We start from the raw sequence: 22294 nt of genomic DNA, 5'->3' as shown, positions 1-22294 counted from the left end.
AAGGGGAAAAAATTGCCTCTCCTTTTTTCGGGGGAGGCTTTTTTTGTTACCCCTTCAGAAATTCTAGTATCCTCTCTGCTGTCTCCTTCTCTTTTCGCTGGTACGTATGCCCGGTGCCCTCAATGAATATCAGCCTGTTGTCTTTTGCTGACGGCATATGATTATTTATGTTCGTGAGGAAGCCGGCGGGGTCTCCGTAAGTGAAGCGGTCAAATGTCCCAATCAACAGCCCTCCCGCGTGAGTGATTCGCGAAACCTGCGAGAAATCTTTTTCCGGCTCAACATGTACATTATTCAGCGTGTCAGAAAACAGCCAGTCAAAAGCCGTGTCAGCAATGCAGGGAACCCATCCCATTAGCTGAAACGGAAGCATGTCCCCTCCGCGCCCGGTCTCGTGCATTTCCCGCACAATATTTTTTTCACGCTCCGTAACATCATTCGTCAGCCACTCAATATTCGCCGGACTAAGCAGAAGGAATCGTGATACTTTTTCCGTGTCGTGATGGCGTGAGAGATAATATATGACCTTGTTCGCTCCTAACGAATGACCCGCAAGAATAATTTTCCCGTAGCCTTCATCATGCGCGAGATTCAAATATGCGTCTATGTCCTCGTCCGTGTATGAGAATCTCTCGTTGAATGAGCCGATAATTTCGGGCTGATGTGTTTTTGCGTTGAATGTCTCTATGCGGTTGAATGCGTCATTAGTCTGCGCGTAAATGAAATCAATCCCCGCGGCGTTAAGAGTCTCCCCGAAATCGTAATAGAACGGATTAGAATAGAAGTTGCCGTGTATACCAGTAATCGCAATCATAACGGTGTTGGCTTTCACGTCATCATTTCGGAACAGTACCCCGTTCAGGACGCTCCCCCGTTCAGTCGGAACTTCAAGACGGTACGCGCTCATCTGTATACGCACCTGTGAGCGTGTGAGCTGTAGCAGGCATTGCAGGAAACGCACAGGGACTCGGAGCTTTCCCCGGAGCGGAATTTTTCGGGCAGGTCAGGCTCTCTCAGCAGAGGCCGTGAGAGTGAGAGCAGCTCAATTTTTGTCGTGTCTAAAATCGTCTGCATAGTCTGAAGGCTTCTGAGTCCTCCGACAAGTATAACAGGAACATTGACATTCTCCGCGAGTCTGGCCGCAAAGTCGAGAAAGTACGCCTCATTGACTCCCGCTCTGATTCCTTCTGCTGAAGTTCCGTTGCCGCTGACCTCAATAGAGTCTATGCCGTTGTCCGCAAGAAGTCCGCAAATTTCGAGGCTGTCGGATTCAGTGAGGCCACCCCGTATGAAGTCGCTTGAGTTTATTTTGACTGTAACATGCAGATTCGGACACTCTGATTTTATCCCGCTCAAAATTTCCATGAGAATGCGCGAACGTTTCACATTGTCCCCGCCGTAAATGTCGCTCCTATGATTGACTCTCGGACTAATGAATCGGCTGAGGAAAAAGAAATGCGCCGCGTGAATCTGTACTCCGTCAAAATTTGCTGCCTCTGCTCTTTTTGCTGACTGAATGAACATTCCGATGACCTGCTGTATTTCGTCCTCTGTCATATTGTCCGGCTCTGCCTGCTGTGTGAGTCCGTTCGGAAGTTTTCGGTAAAATGCCCCTAAAGCAAGCTGTATTATCACCGGGCAGCCCTCAGCGTGTATTATGTCGGTGAGTTTCCTGTACTGCAGTATAAGCTCGTCCCGTGAGAGTCTCATTGCGCCGTGAATGTAATAGTCATCCTGCGAAACATCCGTGAACCCGACAATGACCGCACCGACTCCGCCCCGCGAAAGCTCACTGTAAATCCCGTAAGCCTCATCCGTTATTGAGCCGTCAAACGCCGCAATTCCTTCCCATGTCGCCGAACGTATGAGTCTGTTTTTCATTGTGAGGTTGTGAAGATTTACCGCCTCAAAAATTTTTCTGCCCATTGAGATTGACTCCTGTTTGTGAAATTTTCAGCGCGACATTATAATTACCCGCAAAAATTTATGAAGTATGAAGAATTTTCTTTGCCGGTATTGAAATCTGTAGCATTGGGAGTGTTGCTGAATGGATATGAATCTTCCTGCTGATGAGAATATTTACGGGACGGAATGCCCTATACTTTACGCGATGAGGATAATCGGACAGAAATGGAAGCTGCCGATCCTGTGGTACATCTCTGACGCGGACAATCAGACACTGCGCTACAAGGAGCTTGAACGGAAAGTAGTCGGGATAACTGCGACAATGCTGACGAAATGCCTGCGTGAGCTTGAAGCGGACGGGCTGATTTGCCGTAAGCAGTACGAGACGATTCCGCCGACAGTGGAATACAGCCTTTCAGACCGGGGAAGGTCATTGATTCCCGCGCTTGAGTCTATCTATCAATGGGCGGAGGAACAGATGACGGGACAAAAATAACCCCTCGGAATTTCTCCGGGGGGCTTTTGTGATTTCGTGAGTGAGTTATGCGTTCATTGCCTTCATTCGGCGCGACATGAGTGCTTTGCGTCTTGCGGCTGTGTTTCGGTGCATTACGCCCTTCACGACTGCTTTGTCTATTACGCTCTGTGCAGTGTCGAATGTCTTTGCGGCTGACTCTTTGTCGCCTGATTCTACGGCCTCAAGCACACGTTTTACGGCGGTCTTGCATCTTGATGTCCAGTACTTATTATACAGTCTGTTGCGCTCGGAAATTCTTACGCGCCTTTCTGCGGATTTCTTGTTCGGCATAATATCTCCCCTGAATGTTTTTGTGATGGTGCCGGAGGGGAGACTCGAACTCCCACAGAGTTGCCCCCGGCGGATTTTGAGTCCGCTGCGTCTACCATTCCGCCACTCCGGCTTTCAATGATACCGCATAAAATACACTCCGATTAAAATTTTGTCAAACCCGCAAATTTTCCGCGCTATTCGTCAGGAATAATTACAGGCTCGTCCCCTCCTGAGTCCCCGCCGGAGTCATCAGGTTCAGGCTCTGGTTCAGGCTCTGGTTCGGGTTCCGGCTCCTGTTCGGGTTCGGGTTCCGGCTCCTGTTCGGATTCCGGCTCCTGTTCGGATTCCGGCTCCGGCTCAGGTTCAGCGGGTTCACTGGGATTTGAATCGTCCTTGTCGCCAAATGAGCCGCCGCCCTGCGAGTCGTCATTGTTTGTCGTGCTGTTGTCCGTATTGCTGTCGACATTCGTATTTGTCTCGGAGCTGTCCACGTTCGTATTCGTCTCTGAGCTATCCACGTTCGTATTCGTCTCGGAGCTGTCCACGTTCATATTCGTCTCGGAGCTGTCCACGTTCGTATTCGTCTCGGAATTATCGACATTAACATTAGTCTCGGAGTTGTCGATATTCACGCTGTTGTCCGAGTTGTCGATATACGTGGAGTTGTCCGACATGTCAATATACGTGTTGTTGTTGACCTCGTTAATCACTGTCGTGTTGTAATCGTCCGTGTAATAAACCCAGTCCCCTCCGCCGATATAGCCACCCGGAGCATCATAGCCGTAATACACGCACCCGCCATCGTAATATCCCCCGCAGTACCAGTAACCGGCCGTATCAATTTCCACGTAAAGAAGCGGCCTGCTGTACACCGGGCACACAACAACGTCAAAATCATAGTATACCCGCCTATAGCCCGATGATTTCGCCCTGTCGTACCACATTTTCGCTATCGCTATGTCGGCAATGACACCGATTCCCCTCTCAAATGCCACGCCTAAACTGTTTTGCGCCAATGCGTAGCCTTTTTCCGCTGACTGCTGGTAGAGCTTGACTGCCTGCGCCGGGTCTTTCTTCACGCCCTGCCCTTTCTCGTACATTACTCCGAGATTGTACTGTGCGCTTGCGTCCCCGGCTTTCGAGGCCATTGCCCACCATTTAGCCGCCTCTTTGGGATTTTTGCTGACTCCCTGCCCAAGCCAGTACATTGCACCGAGTGAATTTTGAGCCGCAATATTTCCGGCATTCGCTGATTTCGTGTACCAGTTCACAGCAGATTTGAAGTCCCGTTTTACTCCAAGCCCGTTGAAATACATCACGCCCAAATTGTATTGAGCCTCCGAATTTCCCTTAGCCGCTGACTTGTTGAAATAGTCGAGTGCCTTGTGATAATCCTTCCTCACGCCCTCGCCAAGCAGATATATTGTCCCTAGATGGCTCTGCGCTGAAGGATCGTTTTTCTCCGCGGCTTTCTGCCACCATTTTGCGGCCTCGTTGAAGTCCTTTTTGACTCCACGGCCTTCATGGTACATGAGACCTAATTCAACCTGCGCTTTTGTGTCGCCCTTCTCGGCTTTCTTCTTGAGGGCGGACAGGTTAGCACCGTATGACATTCCCGAAAATATCAGGAGCATCACCAAAGCAAATGGAAAGATATTTTTCTTCATTGGGACAATATCCCCTTCCGTAATAAAATTTGGAGTGTGAAAATTTTAGCACATACCGCCCATTCCGTTATCCTTCAGAAATTTGACGGCCTTTCGGACTTCCTGCGACGCTCCCCGCCTAGTGATGAATAATGCGTCAGGAGTGTCAACAACAATCAAATCATTCACCATATTCAGCACCGTTAATTTTTCCCGCGAATGAACAAAACAGTTATTCCCCTCAAGAATTAGCGCGTTCCCGGTGATTACGTTGCGGCGTTCGTCAGACTGCATTACGTCATCATGAAGCGCGTCCCATGAGCCTACGTCAGACCATCCCGAATTGACAAGAGGGACAACGGCGACTCTTTCTGCCTTCTCCATCACTGAATTGTCGAACGATATATTTTTCAGGGACTCGAAATTTTCCCGCAAGTTTCCTTTCATGGCCGCGGCGTGTAATTCCGGGTCAGCGCGTTCAAGTTCGCGGTACAAACTTTTAGGCGTGAAGATAAATATTCCGCCGTTCCACAAATAATTTCCGTCAGCAATATATTTCTGCGCCGTCAAAAAGTCAGGCTTCTCCACGAACGCTTCAGCCTCGTAATATCCCCTTGCGATCTCGTTTCCCTGCATGATGTACCCGAATCCCGTCTCAGGCCGTACAGGAGCGATTCCCAGCGTGGCAATATACCCATCATCAGCGGCCATGACTCCCGCCTTCAGTGAGTCCGTGAATGCCTTTGTGTTACGTATGTATGCATCGCTGGGTACGATAATCATAACATCGTCCGCGCCCGCGCCGTGACTCAGCAATTCTTCAGCCGCAAGCAGTATCGCCGGAGCTGTTCCCCTCGCGCAAGGCTCCTCAGTGATGAAATTGTCCGGGAGATTGTCAGCCCCGAAAGTTTCGCCCGCCTGGGACATAATCAGGTCATGCCATTTTGACCCCGATATTACCCGCAGAGCCTCAAGCGGAATCATGTTCACCATACGCAATAATGTAGCCTGCAATAATGTTTTGTCCCCGTAGAGTCTGATAAACTGTTTCGGGAAATTCTCACGCGACAGAGGCCACAGCCTTGTACCGCTTCCCCCGCTGAGTATAAGCCCGTAAATATTCCTCATGTTTAATTCACCTGCTGAATATTGCCGTGCTTCAACATTTTCGTGATACTCGTGGATAACAGCGGTATAGGGTCAACGAACTGCCCGCCGAGTATAAGACTGTAATGCAGATGAGGCCCTGTTACGCGCCCTGTTGCCCCGGATTTTGCGACTACCTGGCCTTTTGCTACTTTGTCGCCCTTCTTCACGAGTATTTTGCTCAGGTGGAAGAACGCTGTTATTACCCCGTTGCCTGAGTCTATATACGTGCTTCCCCCGGCGTAATAGTGATGCCCGGCAAGGACTACAGTACCGGCGAAAGGTGCGCGGACATCCGTCCCTGTTACGGCTCTTAGGTCTGCGCCGTTATGGCCTGCGCGGGGCTGGCCGTTGTAGATTCTCTGCTTGCCGTAATTGCTTGTCAGTGTGATTGACGACAGCGGGGGCTGAGGAGGAGTCGACCATTTTCGCGGGGTCGTCATTGTCCGCAGGGCAGCTCCGATTAATTTCGACTCATTCTGTATACGGGATAATTCTTTCTTGGGAGGGTTTACCATTTTCGGACTCACCCGCAATTCTTCTTTCGGGTACTGTCTTGCGCGCAGCTGTATGTTCCCGGAGGCTTTGTACTTTTTCCCGGCCTGTATGAACTCGAACAATATCTTATACCTTCCCGGCTTCACGCTCCGAACGTCTGAGCCTAAAAGCCCGTATGATATTTTCCCGGCACCGCCTGACTCTATGTTGAGGGATATGCTTCTGTTCATCCATGTTACTGTAGGCTGTGTGTATTCCGCCGTTGAGGTGATTGAAATTGCGAACGCCTGCCCGATGTCCCAGCTTGTCGGGAAATTAATCCATGAAGCCGCGTATGACACGCCCGGAATCATGAGCGTTAATATTATTATTGCAAGGGGTAATTTTATTCTCCGCATGTATTTTTCTCCTTGAGGTGAAATTCTGCAACAATATATCACACTTTCACCGCTATAATCACAGCGCAATGTTGTTTTGCGGGTGCTATAATTACCGCGCATATCCCATAAATTTCAAGGAAGGAGCAAAAATTTTTCATGTCAACAATCGGATACTATGATCCCGAAAATTTCAAGAAAGTTTATCACGCACAGCCCCGCACAACTATTGAGACATTATTCTACGGCAACAACGTTCATCACGTTTCAGACCTTCACGAGGCGTACAATCTCGCGAAAAACTCCCCCGGCACAATCGAGCTTACCGGGATGCCCGTCTTCATGCCTGAGGCGCAGGGACTCCCACAGGACGCAAACGTTCTCCTGTTCAACGACGGCGGAATCTTCGGACGCACAGCCGCGGCCCGCAGGATTGTCGGCTATCCTGATGTTGATGTCGCGAAATACTGCAAGATTATCCGCGAGGCAGTGTTCAATATGCGCTACAGGAAACTTTACCAAGCTGATGCATATGTGGGACTCGATGAAGACTTCATGACGATGGCTCATATCGTCCTCCCTGAAGGCTACGAGAATAACCTCTACAACTGGATGATTAACTTCCAGTACGCAAACGAGGCATATAAACCGCGCTACGAGGCTTCCCGCAGAATTTCAGATCATGACGGGGATATATTCTTTGTGGCTGACCCTGACTGGCCGCACGGAGACGCAAAACTCGCAGAACAGTTCCCGCTCGGAATTGCTTTCTTCTCGCCTGAAGAGAACTGCGCCATTGTTCTTGGCCTGAGATATTTCGGCGAACTCAAGAAGGGTACTCTGACTCTTGCCTGGGGAATCGCCGCCCGCAACGGCTATGCGTCATGCCACGGCGGACTCAAACGCTACACGCTGAAGGACGGAAGCGGGAAGAAATTTGTTGTCGCGGCTTTCGGACTCTCAGGGTCAGGAAAGTCAACAATCACTCACGCAAAGCATGACGGAAAATATGATGTAATGGTTCTCCATGATGATGCCTTTGTCGTGAACGTGAAAGACAAGTACGCCATCGCACTTGAGCCGACATATTTCGACAAGGTAGCAGATTACCCGATAGGCTGCCCGGACAACAAGTTTGTGCTGACGCTTCAGAATTGCGGGTGCGTAAGGACAAAGGACGGTAAACTTATCGCCGTAACAGAAGACATCCGCAACGGAAACGGGCGCGCAATAAAGTCCCGCTTATGGTCGCCGAACAGAGTCGACAGAATTGACGAGCCTCTCAACGCTATATTCTGGCTCATGAGAGACCCGACACTCCCGCCCGTGCTGAAACTTGAAGGGCCTTCACTGGCTTCCGTTCTCGGCGCAACGCTTGCCACAAAGAGAACCAGCGCGGAGAACTTAGCACCCGGCGTTGACCCGGACGCGCTTGTGTGCGAGCCTTACGCCAACCCGTTCAGGACGTATCCTCTTGGGATGGACTACGAGAGATTCAAGCAGCTCATTTCAGACGGCGTTGACTGCTACATTCTGAACACCGGCAACTTCATGGGCAAGGCTGTGGGCAAAGAGAACACGCTCATGATTATTGAGCGCATTGTTGAGGGCAAAGCTAACTGGGTGCCTTTCGGGAATCTCACGGGCATAAAGACGATGGAGATCCCCGGATTTGTCGCAGACCTCAAGAATGAGGAGTACAGGACTCAGCTCAAGAAGAGATTTGAGGACAGACTGCGCTTCATCAAGTCGCGTGATACTGAGAGGGGCGGAATCGACAAACTTCCGGCGGACGCGCACGAGGCTGTCGAGAAATTAATCGCTGAAATCGGCTAAACGTCAGCAAAAAACATCACGGCTATAACGGGCGGCACTCTCAGAATTTGGGAGGCCGTCCAATTTTTATGACATCTTTATGCCCTGCTCGCGGGATAATTTCCGGACAAGGTTATACGTATAGCGGTCAATCTTCACGCTTCTTTCGTGATGAGGCTGCTTTGAGTGGCACCATTGGCAGAGAACCCGCATATTTTCCGGGGCTACATCGGGGTGTGAGCCGTTCACGTGATGGACGACCGCCAAATCAGGATGTCCGCGCATGTCAAGCCCGCACTGCTCACAGCGGTAATTATGGGCGATTCTGTACATGGCCGAAATCTTGTCCCAGTTTGACGGGTAATCATTGCTGACTTTCGCGCCGAACCATACCGAATTGTCGTCCATGAGCTTATAGAGTGCAGAGAGTTCCGGCGGTTTCGTCCCAAGACTCCCGCAATGACGCGCAAATTCCCGCAGGCTGAAGGAGTCCCGTGTGGCTTTCTTTCCGTCATTATCTTTACTGCTGTAACCCTGCCAGCCTTTTCCGCCGTCCCATTCGGCAAGACATTTATCACATGGCCGGAGTGCCTGAAAACTTCCGTCGAACATCTCAAATTTTCCCGTAATCCTGTCGGTGAAGCTGAACGAACGAATCCAGCCGATTTTCTCATCTTCACACACCGCGCTGCACTTCATGAAGTGAAAGACGTTATGCGGAAGTTTAACGGGTCTGTAGAGGAAGAAGCATTCCCGCGAAAATTCGTCCCCGTCAAACTCAGAGGGCAAATTTATTCCGTCCCACATGTGAGCGTCATACATTAGTCCGCCGAAAAATTTATTGATGTCGAATGTCCTTGCGTTCAATGCCTTGTCGGGGTGCATATTATTCCATTTGTTTATGCAGTTTCCGCACACGGCGAGTCCGGGATTTTCACGGGTACGGTGGAAATTTGAGACTGCCCCGCTGTTATTGGCGGTTATTATTGACTGGCATGGCATGAAGTGGAAGACTCTCCCGGCAGGATTGTATATCACGAAACGGAAGGGCTTAACGTCATAATCACAATGGCATTCGGGAGCGTGTACCTCTTTCCTGAAGGCGGTTAAGTCAGCAAAAATTTTCTCAGGGTCAAGCGGCATTATTCCCGGCCTCTTTCTTTGCGGTGTCTGTTACTTCAGGGGGATTCTTTCTCGGTCTGCCTCTCCTGGGTTTTTCCTGTGCGGGGTCGGCGGCCTCAAGTTTTGCGGCTATGTTCTGCGATTCTGGGAGAATATCCGCGGTGTTTGCCGGTGCAGGTAAAACTACTTCCGCGCCCGCTGTCTTCAACTGCTGAATTATCGCCGATAAGTTATCCGCCATCGCCTGAAATATTCTCGTCATATTCTGCTGGTAATCATCATCAATTTTCTTCACTGAGTCCGTGATTATGTTCCTGATTTCAGCATGGGATTTCCCGAACTCGCTCTGAAGATTCCCGGCTCCCTCTCTCATTACGCCCTGTACAGTCCCGGCCATTTCCGCAAGGATTTTGCTTTGTTCGTTTGCTGACTTTGTTACGTCCCCGCACAAAGATTTCACAGCCATGATTAATTTGCGGATTTCGGCCTCAAGATTGCTGATTGTGCTTTTCTGGAATGAGGCTGTGTTTTGCGACAAAGTGTCAGTCAGATTCTTCATCTCATCACGCAGAGCGGGGATAATATCATTCAGCTCATTCACTATGCTGTTTACTCCTGTTTCTGATTTTCCACCGGAGTCCGCGATTATGTTCGACAGAGCATCAAGCCTCCGCGTGATTTCATTCCTGAGAGTCATATTCCCTGTCTCAAGCGCATTAATATGTGTACTCATTGCCCCGTGAAGATTCTGTACCCTGTCTATTATGCACTCGCCGGAAGCTATTATTACTTCCCTCACATTGTCCCGGAGAAATTCCTTCATGCCGCCGTAAATCGTCCACATCATCACGAGAAGGAATACCATTATCACAATCACAGCCGCCAAAAATATTGCCTGCATTACCATATTACGCGCCCCTTCCTGAAATATTCCGCGAAAAATTCCGGGGGACATGCCCATATCGCGACATATCCCCGACATGCTGAAAGCTGTTATTTCTCGTCCGTTTCGTCCTCAAAGAGGCTCAGAATTTCGGGGTCATCATCCGTATTGGTATTGTCCCTGTGATTCTTTCCGCCGTGAAAGCGCGTACTGTAATCCTCATCAATTTTCGCCCGCCATTCTCCTCTGCTCAAAAATTCGGAAGGCTCTTCACACATTGACATGCAGCAAACCGCCTCGGCTACTCCGTCATAAACGACTTCCGTCCCCTGTGAGTCCGCAACATAATCCACCGCCCTGTCCGCAGAAATCCCGATTGATGAGGCCGCCTCTACAGCGTCGATATTTGCGCCGATGAACAGAAATTCCCAGCCGTATTTTTCTTTCTCATGCTCAATCATCCGCTTCACATCATTGTACGAATATTCCCGGCTCGCGTTCTCGTAACCGTCTGTGATTATGACGAATATTGTTTTTCCGGGGACATCTGTGGGCTTCATGTGCCTGTAAGCGTTCACTGTGTAGCGTATCGCCCTGCCTACAGCGTCAAGAAGTGCGGTGCTTCCCCTCGTGAAATATTCTGTGCGCGTCATTGGCTTAACGTCAGCAAGATTCACGCGGTTATGCAGGACTTCCTGAACGTGGTCGAATAATATTGTCGACACAAAAGCATTGCCGGACTCTTTCTTCTGCCTGTCAATCATCGAGTTGAAGCCGCCGATTGTGTCAGCCTCAAGCCCGGACATAGAGCCGCTGCGGTCTAGGATAAATATCATGTCGGTTGCGCCGTTTTTGTCTGACTTGCCGGAGTCCGTCTCACCTGAAAGAGTCTTGCGCCACCGTTCAAGCTCGAACTTCATGGAATCGTCAAGCAGCGGGAGAATCAGAGTCTCGATTTCCTCCGGGACTCCGTAGAATGCTTCTGCTACCGCTCCTGTTACAGCCGCTAACGTGTCAGAATCCCCGCCGAGTGATATTGCGTTCCTGATTGCGTCCTCAAAGCTGTTGGACTCAAGGAAGGCTATAATTCCTTCCGGGACTGTCCCCTGACATGAGCCGTCAAATTTGTAGACCGGGCGAATCTCGTCGCAGGTCCTCTGAAGGTTGTAGCCATAGCGGAGTGATATGTAGCTCCTGATTTCGTCCTTGCTTTTTCCTGTGCGGGCAAGAAAAACCGCCGAGGCTGTAGCCTGCGCTCCCTTTATGCCTTCGGGGTGATTGTGTGTCGGAAGGGCTGACAATTCCGCGAACTTCTCGACCGTAGGAAGGTCATCAAAGTACCACGCCACAGGGGAGACTCTCATGGCCGAGCCGTTTCCCCAGCTGTTGTAGGGCTTAGGGTCAGGGGATTCCAGCCAGCTCAGGAACATTCCGCCGTAGCCCCTGTGAGGGTAACGCCTGCCGAATCTCCTCATCGACTCCGTAACAGCCCGCTCAAATTCCGCGCCGTCAATCTCGCTTCCTTTCGGGAATTTCATTAGGGCATCGGCAATCGCCAGGGTCATTATTGAGTCGTCAGTGAGGAATGACTCATCTGTTACGAGGGGAAAATTTTTCGTCTTTATGTTATTGAACTCGTAGGGGCTTCCGACAACATCGCCAACAATCGCGCCGAATATCATGGCACTACCTCCTTGAATGATGGTATAATTGTGTAAAGTTATATGTGAAAAATTTTTTTCTTGCCTGTAGGATTACAATTCAAATAATACCATGTTTCTACCCTTCTGAATATCCGCCGCCTTACCCTTGCGGAATTTCGCGGCCTGTGTTATGTAATGTCCCTGCAAAATTTTCACAGGAGGAATAAAATTCATTGATTGAGCTTGAACACATAGTGAAGAGTTTTCACGCGGACAAAGACAAATCCATTCACGCGGTCAATGACGTATCACTCACAGTTAATGACGGCGACATTTACGGGATAATAGGATTCTCCGGGGCGGGGAAGTCAACGCTTGTGCGGTGCATAAATCTTCTTGAGCGACCCGACTCCGGCAGCGTCAAAATTAACGGTATTGAGATGATGACGCTGAAGCCGAAAGAACTCTACAAGGCCCGCACAAAAATCGGGATGATATTCCAGCAGTTTAACCTTATGCCCTCGCGGACAGTCCTGCAGAATGTAGCATACCCCCTGCGCGGAATGACGCATGACGAAATACGCGCAAAAGTCCGGGAGCTTCTCGCCCTCGTAGACATTCCCGACAAGGAGAACGCTTACCCCTCAGAATTATCCGGCGGGCAGAAACAGAGAGTCGCAATCGCAAGAGCACTCGCCAATGACCCCGGCATACTTCTTTGCGATGAGGCAACGAGCGCACTTGACCCTCAGACAACAGGCGCAATACTTCAGCTCCTCAAAGACCTTAACCGCAAATTAGGACTAACAATCGTAGTAATCACTCATGAAATGGAAGTCGTCAAAAATATCTGCCGGAAAGCCGCAGTTATGGACGCAGGGAAAATAATCGAGTCCGGCGACGTTTTCGAGATATTCTCATCCCCTAAGCACCCCGTAACAAAAAATTTCGTCCGCACAACGTCCAACCTGTCGAAAATTGAGACCCTCATAGCTGACGACTCGCCAATCGTGAAAGTGAAACCCGGTCAGGTCATGGCGAGATTGATTTATGTACATGCTGACGTTTCAGAGCCGTTAATCTCGTATGCGTCGAGGGCGTTCGACATTGAGATTAATATTGTTCTTGCTGATGTTGAAATTGTAGCGGGTGCTATGGTCGGCGGGACTGTCGTAATATTCAGCGGTGAAAGTGAAAAGATTGACCGGGCTATTCAGTATTACGTTGACAAAAATATTCGCGTGGAGGTTCTGAACGATGCAAGAATTACTGCCTAACCTTATGAAACGCCTGCCGGAATTTTGGAGAGCCTGCGGAGACACATTGCTTATGGAGGCATGGTCAGGGGCGATAATTTTCGTGCTGGGACTGATTTTTGGGATAATACTGACCGTAACAAAGCCCGGCGGAATCATGGAGAGCAGAACTGTATATCAGGTACTCGACAAAATCATTAACCTTTTCCGCTCCATTCCGTTTATCATTCTGCTTACGGCGTTAATGCCATTGTCCCGCGCCATAATGGGAACGGCGATATATGTCCGGGGCGTGATTGTGCCGCTAGTTTTCGGGGCGACTCCGTTTTTCGCACGGCAGGTAGAGAGCGCATTAGCCCAAACCGAGAAGGGACTCGTTGAGGCGGCATTGTCGATGGGATCGAGTCCGTTTGAGGTGATATTCCGGGTATATCTCCGTGAGAGCCTTGCGCCTATAATCCGTGCGATAACGATAACAATCATAAGCCTGCTGGGACTGACTGCGATGGCCGGGGCAGTCGGTGCGGGGGGATTAGGGGATTTCGCGATACGCTACGGCCATGACAGAAACATGCAGGATATAACGTGGGTAGTTGTGGGCGTTCTTGTGGCGGGAGTGAGCCTCGTACAGTGGCTCGGAGAATATTTCGCGCGAAAAAATACACATTAAGCGGTAAAATATCACGTAAATTTTCACGGAAGGAAGTAAAGAATCATGGCAAGAAAATTTCTGCTGTCGTTTGTGTTAGTGCTTGCGCTTTCGGTGAGTGCGTTTGCTGACGTAACTGTGAGGCTCGGCGTTACCGGTAGCGTTTACGATGAGATGTGGCAGCCCGTCAAAGAAATGCTCGCGAAAGAGGGCATAAATCTTGAGGTGATACAGTTCACGGACTATGTTACGCCGAACAGGGCACTTGATGACGGAGATATAGACCTGAACGGATTCCAGCACAGGATATATCTTGCGGACGAGCTTCAGAGCCGGGGCTATAAGCTCACGAACATAGCCAATACATTTGTCGTTCCTCTGAATCTCTACTCCATCAAAATCAAGACGCTTGACGAAATCAAAGACGGCGATGTGATAGCTATCCCGAATGACCCGACAAACGGAGGCCGGGCGATAAAGGTGCTTGCTACTTCCGGGCTAATCACGCTGAAAGAAGGCGCAGGGTTCAACCCGACAAAGGAAGATATAGCGTCCTATAGCAAGAAAATCACGCTTCAGGAGCTTGCCGCCAACACGATACCTTCTGCGCTTCCCGATGTTGCGGCGGGGGTAATCAATGATACATACGCGCTTGATTACGGTCTGAAGGCTTCTGACGCTGTATTTGCTGACCAGGCACGCGAGAAAGAGTACTGGAACTTAATCGCCGCCCGTACCGCTGACCTTTCTGACCCCGTGAAATTTGCGGCGTATGAGAAAGTCGTGAAGGCGTATCAGAGCGAGGCAATGAGGAATCATCTTGCGGAATTATACGGAGGGTTCTTCAGGCCGGTTGGCTGGGATGAGGATCTGCTTGCCCCCTTCAGGAAGTAATACGGAAATATTTTCCCCCCTTGCCGTGATTGGTGAGGGGGATTTTTTTTGCCCTAATGCTATAATCAGCATATCGAAAATATTACGTAGGGGAAATTAGTTATGTTACGCAGAATTATGCTTCTCTTTCTTGCTGTGTTCATATTCATAGAATGGGGGCCTCTGACTGACGAGCGCGAAAAATACGGAATCGCTAAGGGCAATCCATTCATACGGGAAGTAGTGCTTACGTTCGACGACGGCCCGCGTGAAACGGGAATGCAGGAGCTTGACGCGGTACTCTCAAGTTTTGACGTAAAAGCGACATTCTTTCTTGTGGGAAAATTCGCCGAACGCTACAGCAATATTACACTCATGCTCAGTTATCAGGGCTACGAAATCGCCAATCATACCTACACTCACCCGCGGTTATACCAAGATCACACGGCGCACATTGTCCGGCAGGCAGAAAGGTGCGATGAGGTACTCGAAAATCTCGGCATAAGGAAGACACGTTTTCTCCGCCCGCCCGGAGGACATTACAACATGGAGATATTTAACGCTATGAGGCGCATGAATCTGAAGCTGGGACTGTGGAGCCTCAACACTGCCGACTACACCGGCCGGCCTCCTGAAGAAATCTACAACGTAATTGCCGGGAGCGTCCGAAACGGTGATATTATCCTCATGCATTCCGGGACTCCCAACACTGTAGAGGCACTGCCGCGAATCATCCGGGAGCTTCAGCGCAGGGGCTTTACGATAGTCAGGCTTGAGGACATGTGGAACGGCGGAAGGACATAAAATTATCCCCCTCCTGAGATTTTCGGGAAGGGGATTTTTCTTACTCGTCCCAGCCCCATTTAGGTATTATGCAGTGAAAATGACTGTCGTGCCTGTCCTCGATTCTGTACTCAATCCATGAAGGCGGCGTGAAATTGTTCTTCACAGTTTCGCAAAGCTCGTAAAGGATTCTCGCGCTGTCAAATTTTTCAAGCTCCGGGATTTTTACTCCCTGCAGAAGGCTTTTTATCATCCTGTATGCGCGTTCCTTCATTGATTTGTCCTCATCCATGATGTACAAGAATAACTGTTTAGGCCCCTGCAATTTGTCTTCTCCGTAAAAATCGACTCTTATCATCGGCATTCTGTCTTTCTTCCGGTAAACTACTTTCCAGTACCAGTAAGCCACCTTCATACGCGTAAACCCCGGCGGTGTTTCCTGAGTCTCAGCCGCAGAATCATTCACGCCCTCCATTATGTCCTCGTTTACGTTCAAATCTGACAGTTCGCTGAAGATATGCCCGCAGTGAACGCACTCCCGCGCCCGCTTCATGACGGTCTTATGACACTTGGGACAGATCTTGAACATGTCGCCAAGCTCCTGGGACTTTTTCCCGGCCTTTACGGTTCTTCGGGGGGGAATGATTTTCGTTACGGCACCATGACGGGCAATGTTCCCGGCAAAGTCTAACACTAAGCAATCCTGATGATGCCCCGGACTTTTGACGCGCATTCCTCGCCCGCTCATCTGAATATAGAGTCCCGGCGACAGAGTCGGACGAGCCATCACGATAACGTCAATATCAGGGTAATCGAATCCCGTTGTGGCGACTCCTACGTTTGTTACCGCCCGGATTTTCCCCGCTTTGAAGTCCGCGAATATCCTCGCGCGCTGCTCTGATGTCGTTTTGCTTGTGATAGCCTCAGCCCTGACTCCCTGCGCTATAAATTCGTCCCTCATCTTTTCGGCGTGTGAGATACTCACGCAGAACACTAACCACGCTGTACGGTTTCCGGCGCGGCGTATAGTCTCAGCGACAACTTTGGCGTTAATGTCTGAGCTGTTGACGCGGGACTCAAGCTCCTGCTTCTCGTAGTCCCCCTGTACTTTCTTTATGCCCTCGACATTCATTTTCAGGTCTGTGAATGTTGATGTCAGTCGCGCAAGAAATTTCCTCTGTACAAGCTCTTCAATTGTTACGGGTTCGATTAACGCCTGGAATATAGCGTTGTCGCCCTCAGTCAATAACCCCTGCCCTAATCTGTAGGGTGTCGCGGTGAGTCCTATCATGCGGATTTTAGGGTTAATTTCCTGAAGTGATGACAATAAACGGCGGTACATTCCCTCGTCTTCATTCTGAATCATGTGAGCCTCATCGATGATTACGACATCAATCCGGCCAAGCTCATAAGGTTTCCGCCATATAGATTGGATCCCTGCTACTGTGATTGAGTCGGTCTGCTTTGTGCCGAGTCCCGCGCTGTAGATTCCTATGGGTGCTTCCGGCCATGCGAGTCGGATTTTCTCCGCGTCCTGTACTAACAACTCTTTCACGTGAGAGAGGACTAGAATTTTCGCGTCAGCCTTCTTGCGTAAAATGTCCTCGCAGAAGCCCGCTATGATGTGTGCTTTTCCTGAGCCTGTCGGAGCTACTATGCAGGGATTTCCGTCATGTTCTCGCAGCCATTTGTATGTCTCGCGTATCGCTTTAAGCTGGTAATCTCTCAATGCCATGTGTGAATCTCAGCTCCTTATGATGTATAGGGAACAGGGGGTAGGGGTTAGGGGACAGAAAAAATCCGCGCCCTAACCGCTAACCTATAATCCCTATTTTGTTTTCGCAGCAAGCTCCAGAATCTTTATGACGGTCTCTGTTGCCTTCTCCATGACCTGAACCGACACAAATTCATACCGCCCGTGATAGTTGTGGCCTCCGATAAAAATATTCGGCGTGATTAACCCTCTCCATGTCAGCGCGGCTCCGTCAGTCCCTCCGCGCATGGCTTTGAAGTACGGCTCAATCCCGATTTCCTTCATTGCGTTCACAGCAAGGTCAACGATGTGCATATGTCCGTCGAGTTTCTCGCGCATGTTGTAATACTGATCGTGCATTTCGAGATCGAATCTTTCCGCGCCGTATTTCTTCCTCATCCAGTCTACGCAGTCGGCAAAAAATTTCTTCCGCGCCTCAAATTTCTTCATGTCGTGGTCGCGAATGATAAAGTGAAGCTCTGCGTTCTCCGTGTCTCCGTGAAACGTCAGGCAGTGATAGTAGCCCTCGTATTTCTCAGTCGTTGCGGGAGTCTCGTGGGCCGGGAACATCGACAGAAATTCATTTCCCATCATTACCGCGCTTAACATGAGTCCTTTTGCTGAACCGGGATGTACGGAGCGGCCATGTATGTTTACGGTTGCGCTTGCGGCGTTGAAGTTCTCATAGCTGATTTCACCGAGTGAACCGCCGTCAAGTGTGTACGCGAAATCCGCCCCGAATCTCTCAATGTCGAGATGACTCGCAAGCTCGCTTATTTCCTCGTCAGGCGTGAAGGCAACACAGATTTTTCCGTGCTCAAACTCAGGATGAGCGATTATCCAGTCAACCGCACCCATAACTTCAGCCATCCCGGCTTTGTCGTCAGCCCCTAAAAGAGTCGTGCCGTCCGTAACAACTAAATCATGGCCGATGTAATCCTTCATGAATGGGAAATCTTCCGGCGACATTATGACGTTCAACGCATCATTGAGGACGATATTCCCCCCGTCATAGTTCTTGACGACTCTGGCCTTCACATTTTTCCCGGAGGCTTCCGCAGCTGTGTCCATGTGGGTAATGAATCCTATTGCGGGAATTTTCCTGTCTGTGTTGGCGGGCAATGTTCCCATTACGTAGCAATTTTCGCTGACTGAGACATTCACGAATCCGCGCTCGGTCAATTCCTTCTCCATTTCGCGGGCTAATTCCCACTGTGTGTCGGTGCTTGGGACTTTTCCCGCTAACCCGGCTTTCTCGTCTGACTGTGTATCATACGTAACATACTTCAGGAAGTGTTCTAACGTTGTGTACATTATTGCGTCTCCTTTGCGTAATGACATGCCGCAAAATGTCCGGGCAAAATCTCCCTCAATGCGGGCGGAGTGTTCCGGCAAATTTCCTGCGCGTAACGGCATCTCCCCGCGAACCTGCACGCCTGCGGAGGCTCAATCGGACTCGGCACATCGCCTTCAAGTATAATCCTTTCGCGCCTTACGTCCAGTTTTGCGAGTGGAATTGCTGACAGTAACGCCTGCGTGTACGGGTGAAGGGGCTTGCTGAATAACTCTTTGTACTCTGAAAGCTCGACAATCTGACCGAGATACATTACTGCGATTCGGTCTGAGACATGGCGGACTACGCTCAAATTGTGGGAGATAAACACATAGGTGTATTTGTACTCCTTCTGCAATGCGTTCAAGAGATTCAGAATTTGCGCCTGAATGCAAACGTCCAACGCCGAAACAGGCTCATCAAGCACAATAAATTCCGGGTTAAGCGCAAGAGACCGGGCGATTCCGATTCGCTGTCTCCTTCCTCCGTCTAATTCATGAGGGTAACTATTTTCGAGTCGTTCAGCGAGTCCAACTGTGTCCATCAATGAGCGGATTCGCTTCCTCATTTCGTTTTTGTCGCTGTAAATGTTGTTGACGATTAACGGCTCTGCGATTAATTCCCAGACGGACAAGCGCGGATTCAAACATGAGTACGGATCCTGAAATACTATCTGCACACGCTTGCGTAATTCTTTCATCTCGCGGGGACTCGCTTTCGTTACGTCCGTGTAGCCGTCATCATTCGGATTCTTCAGCAAAACTTTTCCCGATGTGCTGTCAAGCAAACGTATCAAGCACCGCCCTAATGTCGATTTTCCGCAGCCCGACTCACCGACAAGGCCGAGAGTTTCACCCTTCATTATCTCAAAGCTGACATCATCAACAGCGTGTAACATTCCGCGTTTTGTCGCAAAATATTTCTTGAGGTTCTCGACTCGTATATATGCGTCTGACATCTACAACGCCTCCCCGTTAAGAAATTTCTTGACGCAGAAAGGACACGCCGCAAAATGTCCCGGCTCCGCCTCCTGCATATCGGGACGGACTTTCGCGCATTCCTCTGTCGCCATACTGCAACGGGGGTGAAACGCACAGCCCGGCGGAAGATTCACAGGGTCAGGCATTAGGCCGGGTATCACGGGAAGTTCGTCAACATCTTCATCAATATCCGGCACTGAACGGAACAATCCCCGCGTGTATGGGTGAATGGGATTCGTGTAGAGCGATCTTTTGTCGGCATATTCCACAACCCGCCCGGCGTACATTATCGCAACTTTGTCGCAGATGTCCGCAACTATTCCCAAGTCGTGAGTGATGAGAATCATTGAGGCCGAAAATTTTTGCTTCAGTTCCTTCATCAGCTCTAACACCTGCGCTTGAATAGTAACGTCAAGTGCTGTAGTAGGTTCGTCAGCAATCAGCAATTCAGGATCACAGGCCAGCGCAATCGCAATCACCACGCGCTGTTTCATTCCGCCGGAAAACTGGTGCGGATAATCGTGCATTCTCTCGCGGCGAATCCCAACAAGCTCAAGCATATCCCCGGCCAGCTTTAACGCCTCCGAGTGTGATACATTTTTGTGAAGGGAAATCATTTCGGCTATCTGTTTGTCGACAGTCATAACGGGATTTAGGCTCGTCATTGGGTCTTGGAATATCATTGCTATTTTCTCGCCGCGAATTTTCCGCATTTCCGACTCGGACTTAGTGAGCAAATTTTCACCGTTGAATATGATTTCACCGCTCATAATTTTTCCGGGGGGATTAGGGATTAAGCGCATGATTCCGAGGGCGGTTGTTGTTTTCCCCGCGCCTGTCTCGCCGACAAAGCCGAGTGATTCACCGCGTCCCAGCGTGAGATTCAGACCTTCAACAGCGTGAACGACTCCGCCTTCCGTGCTGTAATGTATCGTGAGATTCTTTATGTCAAGCATGATGTCATTCATTCGTCATCACCTCTTCAATTTCGGGTCAAGAGCGTCTCTCAGTCCGTCGCCCAAAAAGTTTAGCGCAAGAATCGTGAGCATTATTGCGAGTCCGGGATATAGAGTCATGTGCGGGAAATCGCGAATGTATTGACGGCCTCCCGATAACATTGCGCCCCATTCAGGGTTAGGGGGCTGGATTCCGAGACCGATAAACGAGAGTCCCGCCGCGTTCAGGATTGCCGAGGCGACTCCAAGTGTTGACTGTACTATGATGGGTGCCATGCTGTTTGGGATTATGTGCTTGAGGATTATGCGTAAGTCGGAGCTTCCCGCCGCCCTCGCAGCCTCTATGAACTCCATACTCCGAATCGACAGCACCGAACCCCGCACGATTCTCGCATATGTGGGGACGGCTGAGATTCCTACCGCTATCATAAGATTCATGAGACTCGGCCCTAGTGCCGCCACAATCGCAATCGCCAGTAACGTTTGAGGAATCGACAACAGCACATCCATCACTCTCATGATACAGTTGTCGAGTCTCCCGCTGTAATACCCTGAGACCGCTCCGAGCATACCGCCGATCACAAGCGCGATTCCCACAGCGATAAATCCGACCTGCAATGAGACCCTCGCGCCGTAAATCAGACGACTCAGAATGTCCCGGCCAAATTCGTCTGTTCCGAGCCAATGCGCCGATGATGGAGTCTCGAACATGTGCATCAAGTCCTGCTTTATCGGGCTGTAGGGCGAAATCATTTCCGCAAATATCGCGCAGAATACCAGCATGAATATTATCGCAAGCCCGAACATAGCAAGAGGACTCCTCGCAAGCCGTAACATTACGTCAGCAAAAGGACTCCGGCGTTTTCGGACTAACTCAGGGATAATTTTCTCTGTCATCTCATGCCCTCCTACTTTAATTCGGCCTTGATTCGCGGGTCAATGTACGCATACAGCAAATCGACCAGCAAATTCACAATGCTGAATGTGATTGCGATAAACAGGACTCCGCCCTGCACCATAGGATAGTCGCGGCTCATTATCGCGTTGACCATAAGCCGACCGACTCCAGGCACCGCAAAAATACTCTCCGTGAGAATCGCCCCCGATAACAACTGCCCGAACTGCAACCCGCATAACGTTACAACAGGGATTAACGCATTCCGCAGGGCATGAACGCCGATAACGATACTTTCCTTCTGACCCTTTGCGCGGGCTGTGCGGATGTAGTCGGCGCGGATAACTTCAAGCATTGAGGAGCGCGTCATTCTCGTTACCATTGAGATACTCTGCGCGGCTAATGCGACTGAAGGGAGAATCATTGCTTTGAACGTTGAGAACCCCGACGACGGAAGCCACCTCAGACGCACGGCGAATAACAGAATCAGTAACAGTCCCAGCCAGAAGACCGGCATTGAGAGTCCGATCATGGCGAAAATCATCGTGATTGTGTCAAACCATGAGTATTGTTTTATGGCCGATATTATTCCGCAGGGGATTCCGATTATGATTGCGATAATCATTGCGAACGCCGACAATTTCAGCGTGTAGGGGAACGCCGTCAATATCTCCTGCATTACGGGACGCTTTGAGCTGTACGACCGCCCTATGTCGCCTTTGAATACTGCCTTGTAGACGTAATTCCCAAACTGAACGAGGAACGGATCATTGAGTCCCTCCTTGTCGCGGAACTCCTTTATTGCCTCATCCGTAGCAAGGTCGCCGAGTACCATTCTTGCGGGGTCTCCGGGCGTGAAGTAAAGCAGTGTGAAAACGCAGAAAGCAACGCCGAGCAAAACAGGTATAAGCATGATGATACGGCGCAGAATATATTTCAGCATTAATTTTCACTTCCTTGTGCAAAAAAATTAACGGCAGGTGTTGTGCTG

At 50.0% G+C, this 22294-nt stretch carries 21 protein-coding genes and 1 tRNA gene; 6 read left to right on the top strand and 16 right to left on the bottom strand.

Going from position 1 to position 22294, the window contains the following annotated elements:
• Positions 1-46: 46 nt before the first annotated feature.
• Positions 47-907: a DUF1749 domain-containing protein gene (locus IKQ95_03230; protein MBR4195706.1), complete on the bottom strand. Its 861-nt coding sequence runs from the start codon at positions 905-907 to the stop codon at positions 47-49.
• Positions 904-1926, bottom strand: a complete 1023-nt coding sequence (locus IKQ95_03225) for an NADH:flavin oxidoreductase (GenBank protein MBR4195705.1) — start codon at positions 1924-1926, stop codon at positions 904-906. Before IKQ95_03225 ends, IKQ95_03230 begins: the two co-directional genes overlap by 4 nt.
• Positions 1927-2047: 121 nt before the next feature.
• Here IKQ95_03225 and IKQ95_03220 point away from each other — a divergent pair, with 121 nt between their 5' ends.
• Positions 2048-2401 carry a helix-turn-helix transcriptional regulator gene (locus IKQ95_03220; GenBank protein MBR4195704.1) on the top strand — a complete coding sequence of 118 codons (354 nt, stop codon included), beginning with the start codon at positions 2048-2050 and terminating at the stop codon, positions 2399-2401.
• A gap of 45 nt (positions 2402-2446) precedes the next feature.
• Here the strand turns inward: IKQ95_03220 and IKQ95_03215 are convergent, their stop codons facing one another.
• The 5 genes from IKQ95_03215 to IKQ95_03195 form a co-directional block, all read right to left on the bottom strand.
• Entirely contained in the window at positions 2447-2713 is a 267-nt protein-coding gene (locus IKQ95_03215; protein MBR4195703.1) for a 30S ribosomal protein S20, read from the bottom strand.
• Between the two features lie 26 nt (positions 2714-2739).
• Positions 2740-2825, bottom strand: a tRNA-Leu gene (locus tag IKQ95_03210).
• A 64-nt stretch (positions 2826-2889) separates the two neighbouring features.
• The gene (locus IKQ95_03205) at positions 2890-4362 is read right to left on the bottom strand and encodes an SEL1-like repeat protein (GenBank protein MBR4195702.1); all 1473 of its coding nucleotides are present in this window, start codon (positions 4360-4362) and stop codon (positions 2890-2892) included.
• Positions 4363-4407: 45 nt separating this feature from the next.
• Positions 4408-5469 carry a mannose-1-phosphate guanylyltransferase gene (locus IKQ95_03200; protein MBR4195701.1) on the bottom strand — a complete coding sequence of 354 codons (1062 nt, stop codon included), beginning with the start codon at positions 5467-5469 and terminating at the stop codon, positions 4408-4410.
• Positions 5470-5471: 2 nt separating this feature from the next.
• Complete coding sequence (locus IKQ95_03195; GenBank protein MBR4195700.1) at positions 5472-6383, bottom strand: M23 family metallopeptidase; 912 nt, start codon at positions 6381-6383, stop codon at positions 5472-5474.
• A 138-nt stretch (positions 6384-6521) separates the two neighbouring features.
• Between IKQ95_03195 and IKQ95_03190 the strand changes: the two genes are divergently transcribed.
• Positions 6522-8198 (top strand): phosphoenolpyruvate carboxykinase (ATP), encoded by a 1677-nt coding sequence (locus IKQ95_03190; GenBank protein ID MBR4195699.1) that lies wholly within the window; start codon positions 6522-6524, stop codon positions 8196-8198.
• Positions 8199-8264: 66 nt separating this feature from the next.
• On the opposite strand, the gene IKQ95_03185 is transcribed toward IKQ95_03190, so the two are convergent.
• The 3 genes from IKQ95_03185 to IKQ95_03175 form a co-directional block, all read right to left on the bottom strand.
• Positions 8265-9320: a hypothetical protein gene (locus IKQ95_03185; GenBank protein MBR4195698.1), complete on the bottom strand. Its 1056-nt coding sequence runs from the start codon at positions 9318-9320 to the stop codon at positions 8265-8267.
• On the bottom strand, positions 9310-10206 hold the full coding sequence (locus IKQ95_03180; protein ID MBR4195697.1) for a hypothetical protein: 897 nt from the start codon (positions 10204-10206) through the stop codon (positions 9310-9312). Before IKQ95_03180 ends, IKQ95_03185 begins: the two co-directional genes overlap by 11 nt.
• Positions 10207-10292: 86 nt before the next feature.
• A complete protein-coding gene (locus IKQ95_03175) occupies positions 10293-11864 on the bottom strand; it encodes an ADP-ribosylglycohydrolase family protein (protein ID MBR4195696.1) in 1572 nt (523 codons plus the stop codon).
• Positions 11865-12058: 194 nt separating this feature from the next.
• Here IKQ95_03175 and IKQ95_03170 point away from each other — a divergent pair, with 194 nt between their 5' ends.
• The 4 genes from IKQ95_03170 to IKQ95_03155 all read left to right on the top strand — a co-directional run bounded on the left by IKQ95_03170 (position 12059) and on the right by IKQ95_03155 (position 15407).
• On the top strand, positions 12059-13102 hold the full coding sequence (locus IKQ95_03170; protein ID MBR4195695.1) for a methionine ABC transporter ATP-binding protein: 1044 nt from the start codon (positions 12059-12061) through the stop codon (positions 13100-13102).
• 4 nt (positions 13103-13106) lie between these two features.
• The gene (locus IKQ95_03165) at positions 13107-13751 is read left to right on the top strand and encodes an ABC transporter permease (GenBank protein ID MBR4195694.1); all 645 of its coding nucleotides are present in this window, start codon (positions 13107-13109) and stop codon (positions 13749-13751) included.
• 45 nt (positions 13752-13796) lie between these two features.
• Positions 13797-14624: a MetQ/NlpA family ABC transporter substrate-binding protein gene (locus IKQ95_03160; protein MBR4195693.1), complete on the top strand. Its 828-nt coding sequence runs from the start codon at positions 13797-13799 to the stop codon at positions 14622-14624.
• Positions 14625-14726: 102 nt separating this feature from the next.
• Positions 14727-15407: a polysaccharide deacetylase family protein gene (locus tag IKQ95_03155; protein ID MBR4195692.1), complete on the top strand. Its 681-nt coding sequence runs from the start codon at positions 14727-14729 to the stop codon at positions 15405-15407.
• A 40-nt stretch (positions 15408-15447) separates the two neighbouring features.
• Here the strand turns inward: IKQ95_03155 and IKQ95_03150 are convergent, their stop codons facing one another.
• The 6 genes from IKQ95_03150 to IKQ95_03125 all read right to left on the bottom strand — a co-directional run bounded on the left by IKQ95_03150 (position 15448) and on the right by IKQ95_03125 (position 22246).
• Entirely contained in the window at positions 15448-17121 is a 1674-nt protein-coding gene (locus IKQ95_03150; GenBank protein MBR4195691.1) for a DEAD/DEAH box helicase family protein, read from the bottom strand.
• A gap of 93 nt (positions 17122-17214) precedes the next feature.
• Positions 17215-18453, bottom strand: coding sequence for a peptidase T (pepT, locus tag IKQ95_03145; GenBank protein MBR4195690.1), 1239 nt, complete (start codon positions 18451-18453; stop codon positions 17215-17217).
• Entirely contained in the window at positions 18453-19430 is a 978-nt protein-coding gene (locus IKQ95_03140) for an ATP-binding cassette domain-containing protein (protein ID MBR4195689.1), read from the bottom strand. Before IKQ95_03140 ends, pepT begins: the two co-directional genes overlap by 1 nt.
• Positions 19431-20420: an ABC transporter ATP-binding protein gene (locus tag IKQ95_03135; protein ID MBR4195688.1), complete on the bottom strand. Its 990-nt coding sequence runs from the start codon at positions 20418-20420 to the stop codon at positions 19431-19433.
• A 6-nt stretch (positions 20421-20426) separates the two neighbouring features.
• On the bottom strand, positions 20427-21305 hold the full coding sequence (locus IKQ95_03130; protein MBR4195687.1) for an ABC transporter permease: 879 nt from the start codon (positions 21303-21305) through the stop codon (positions 20427-20429).
• An 11-nt stretch (positions 21306-21316) separates the two neighbouring features.
• Positions 21317-22246, bottom strand: a complete 930-nt coding sequence (locus tag IKQ95_03125) for an ABC transporter permease (GenBank protein ID MBR4195686.1) — start codon at positions 22244-22246, stop codon at positions 21317-21319.
• Between the last annotated feature and the right edge of the window lie 48 nt (positions 22247-22294).

It is taken from the genome of Synergistaceae bacterium (assembly GCA_017540085.1).
Lineage (GTDB): Bacteria > Synergistota > Synergistia > Synergistales > Aminobacteriaceae > JAFUXM01.
This window is presented reverse-complemented; position numbering and strand designations above follow the sequence as displayed.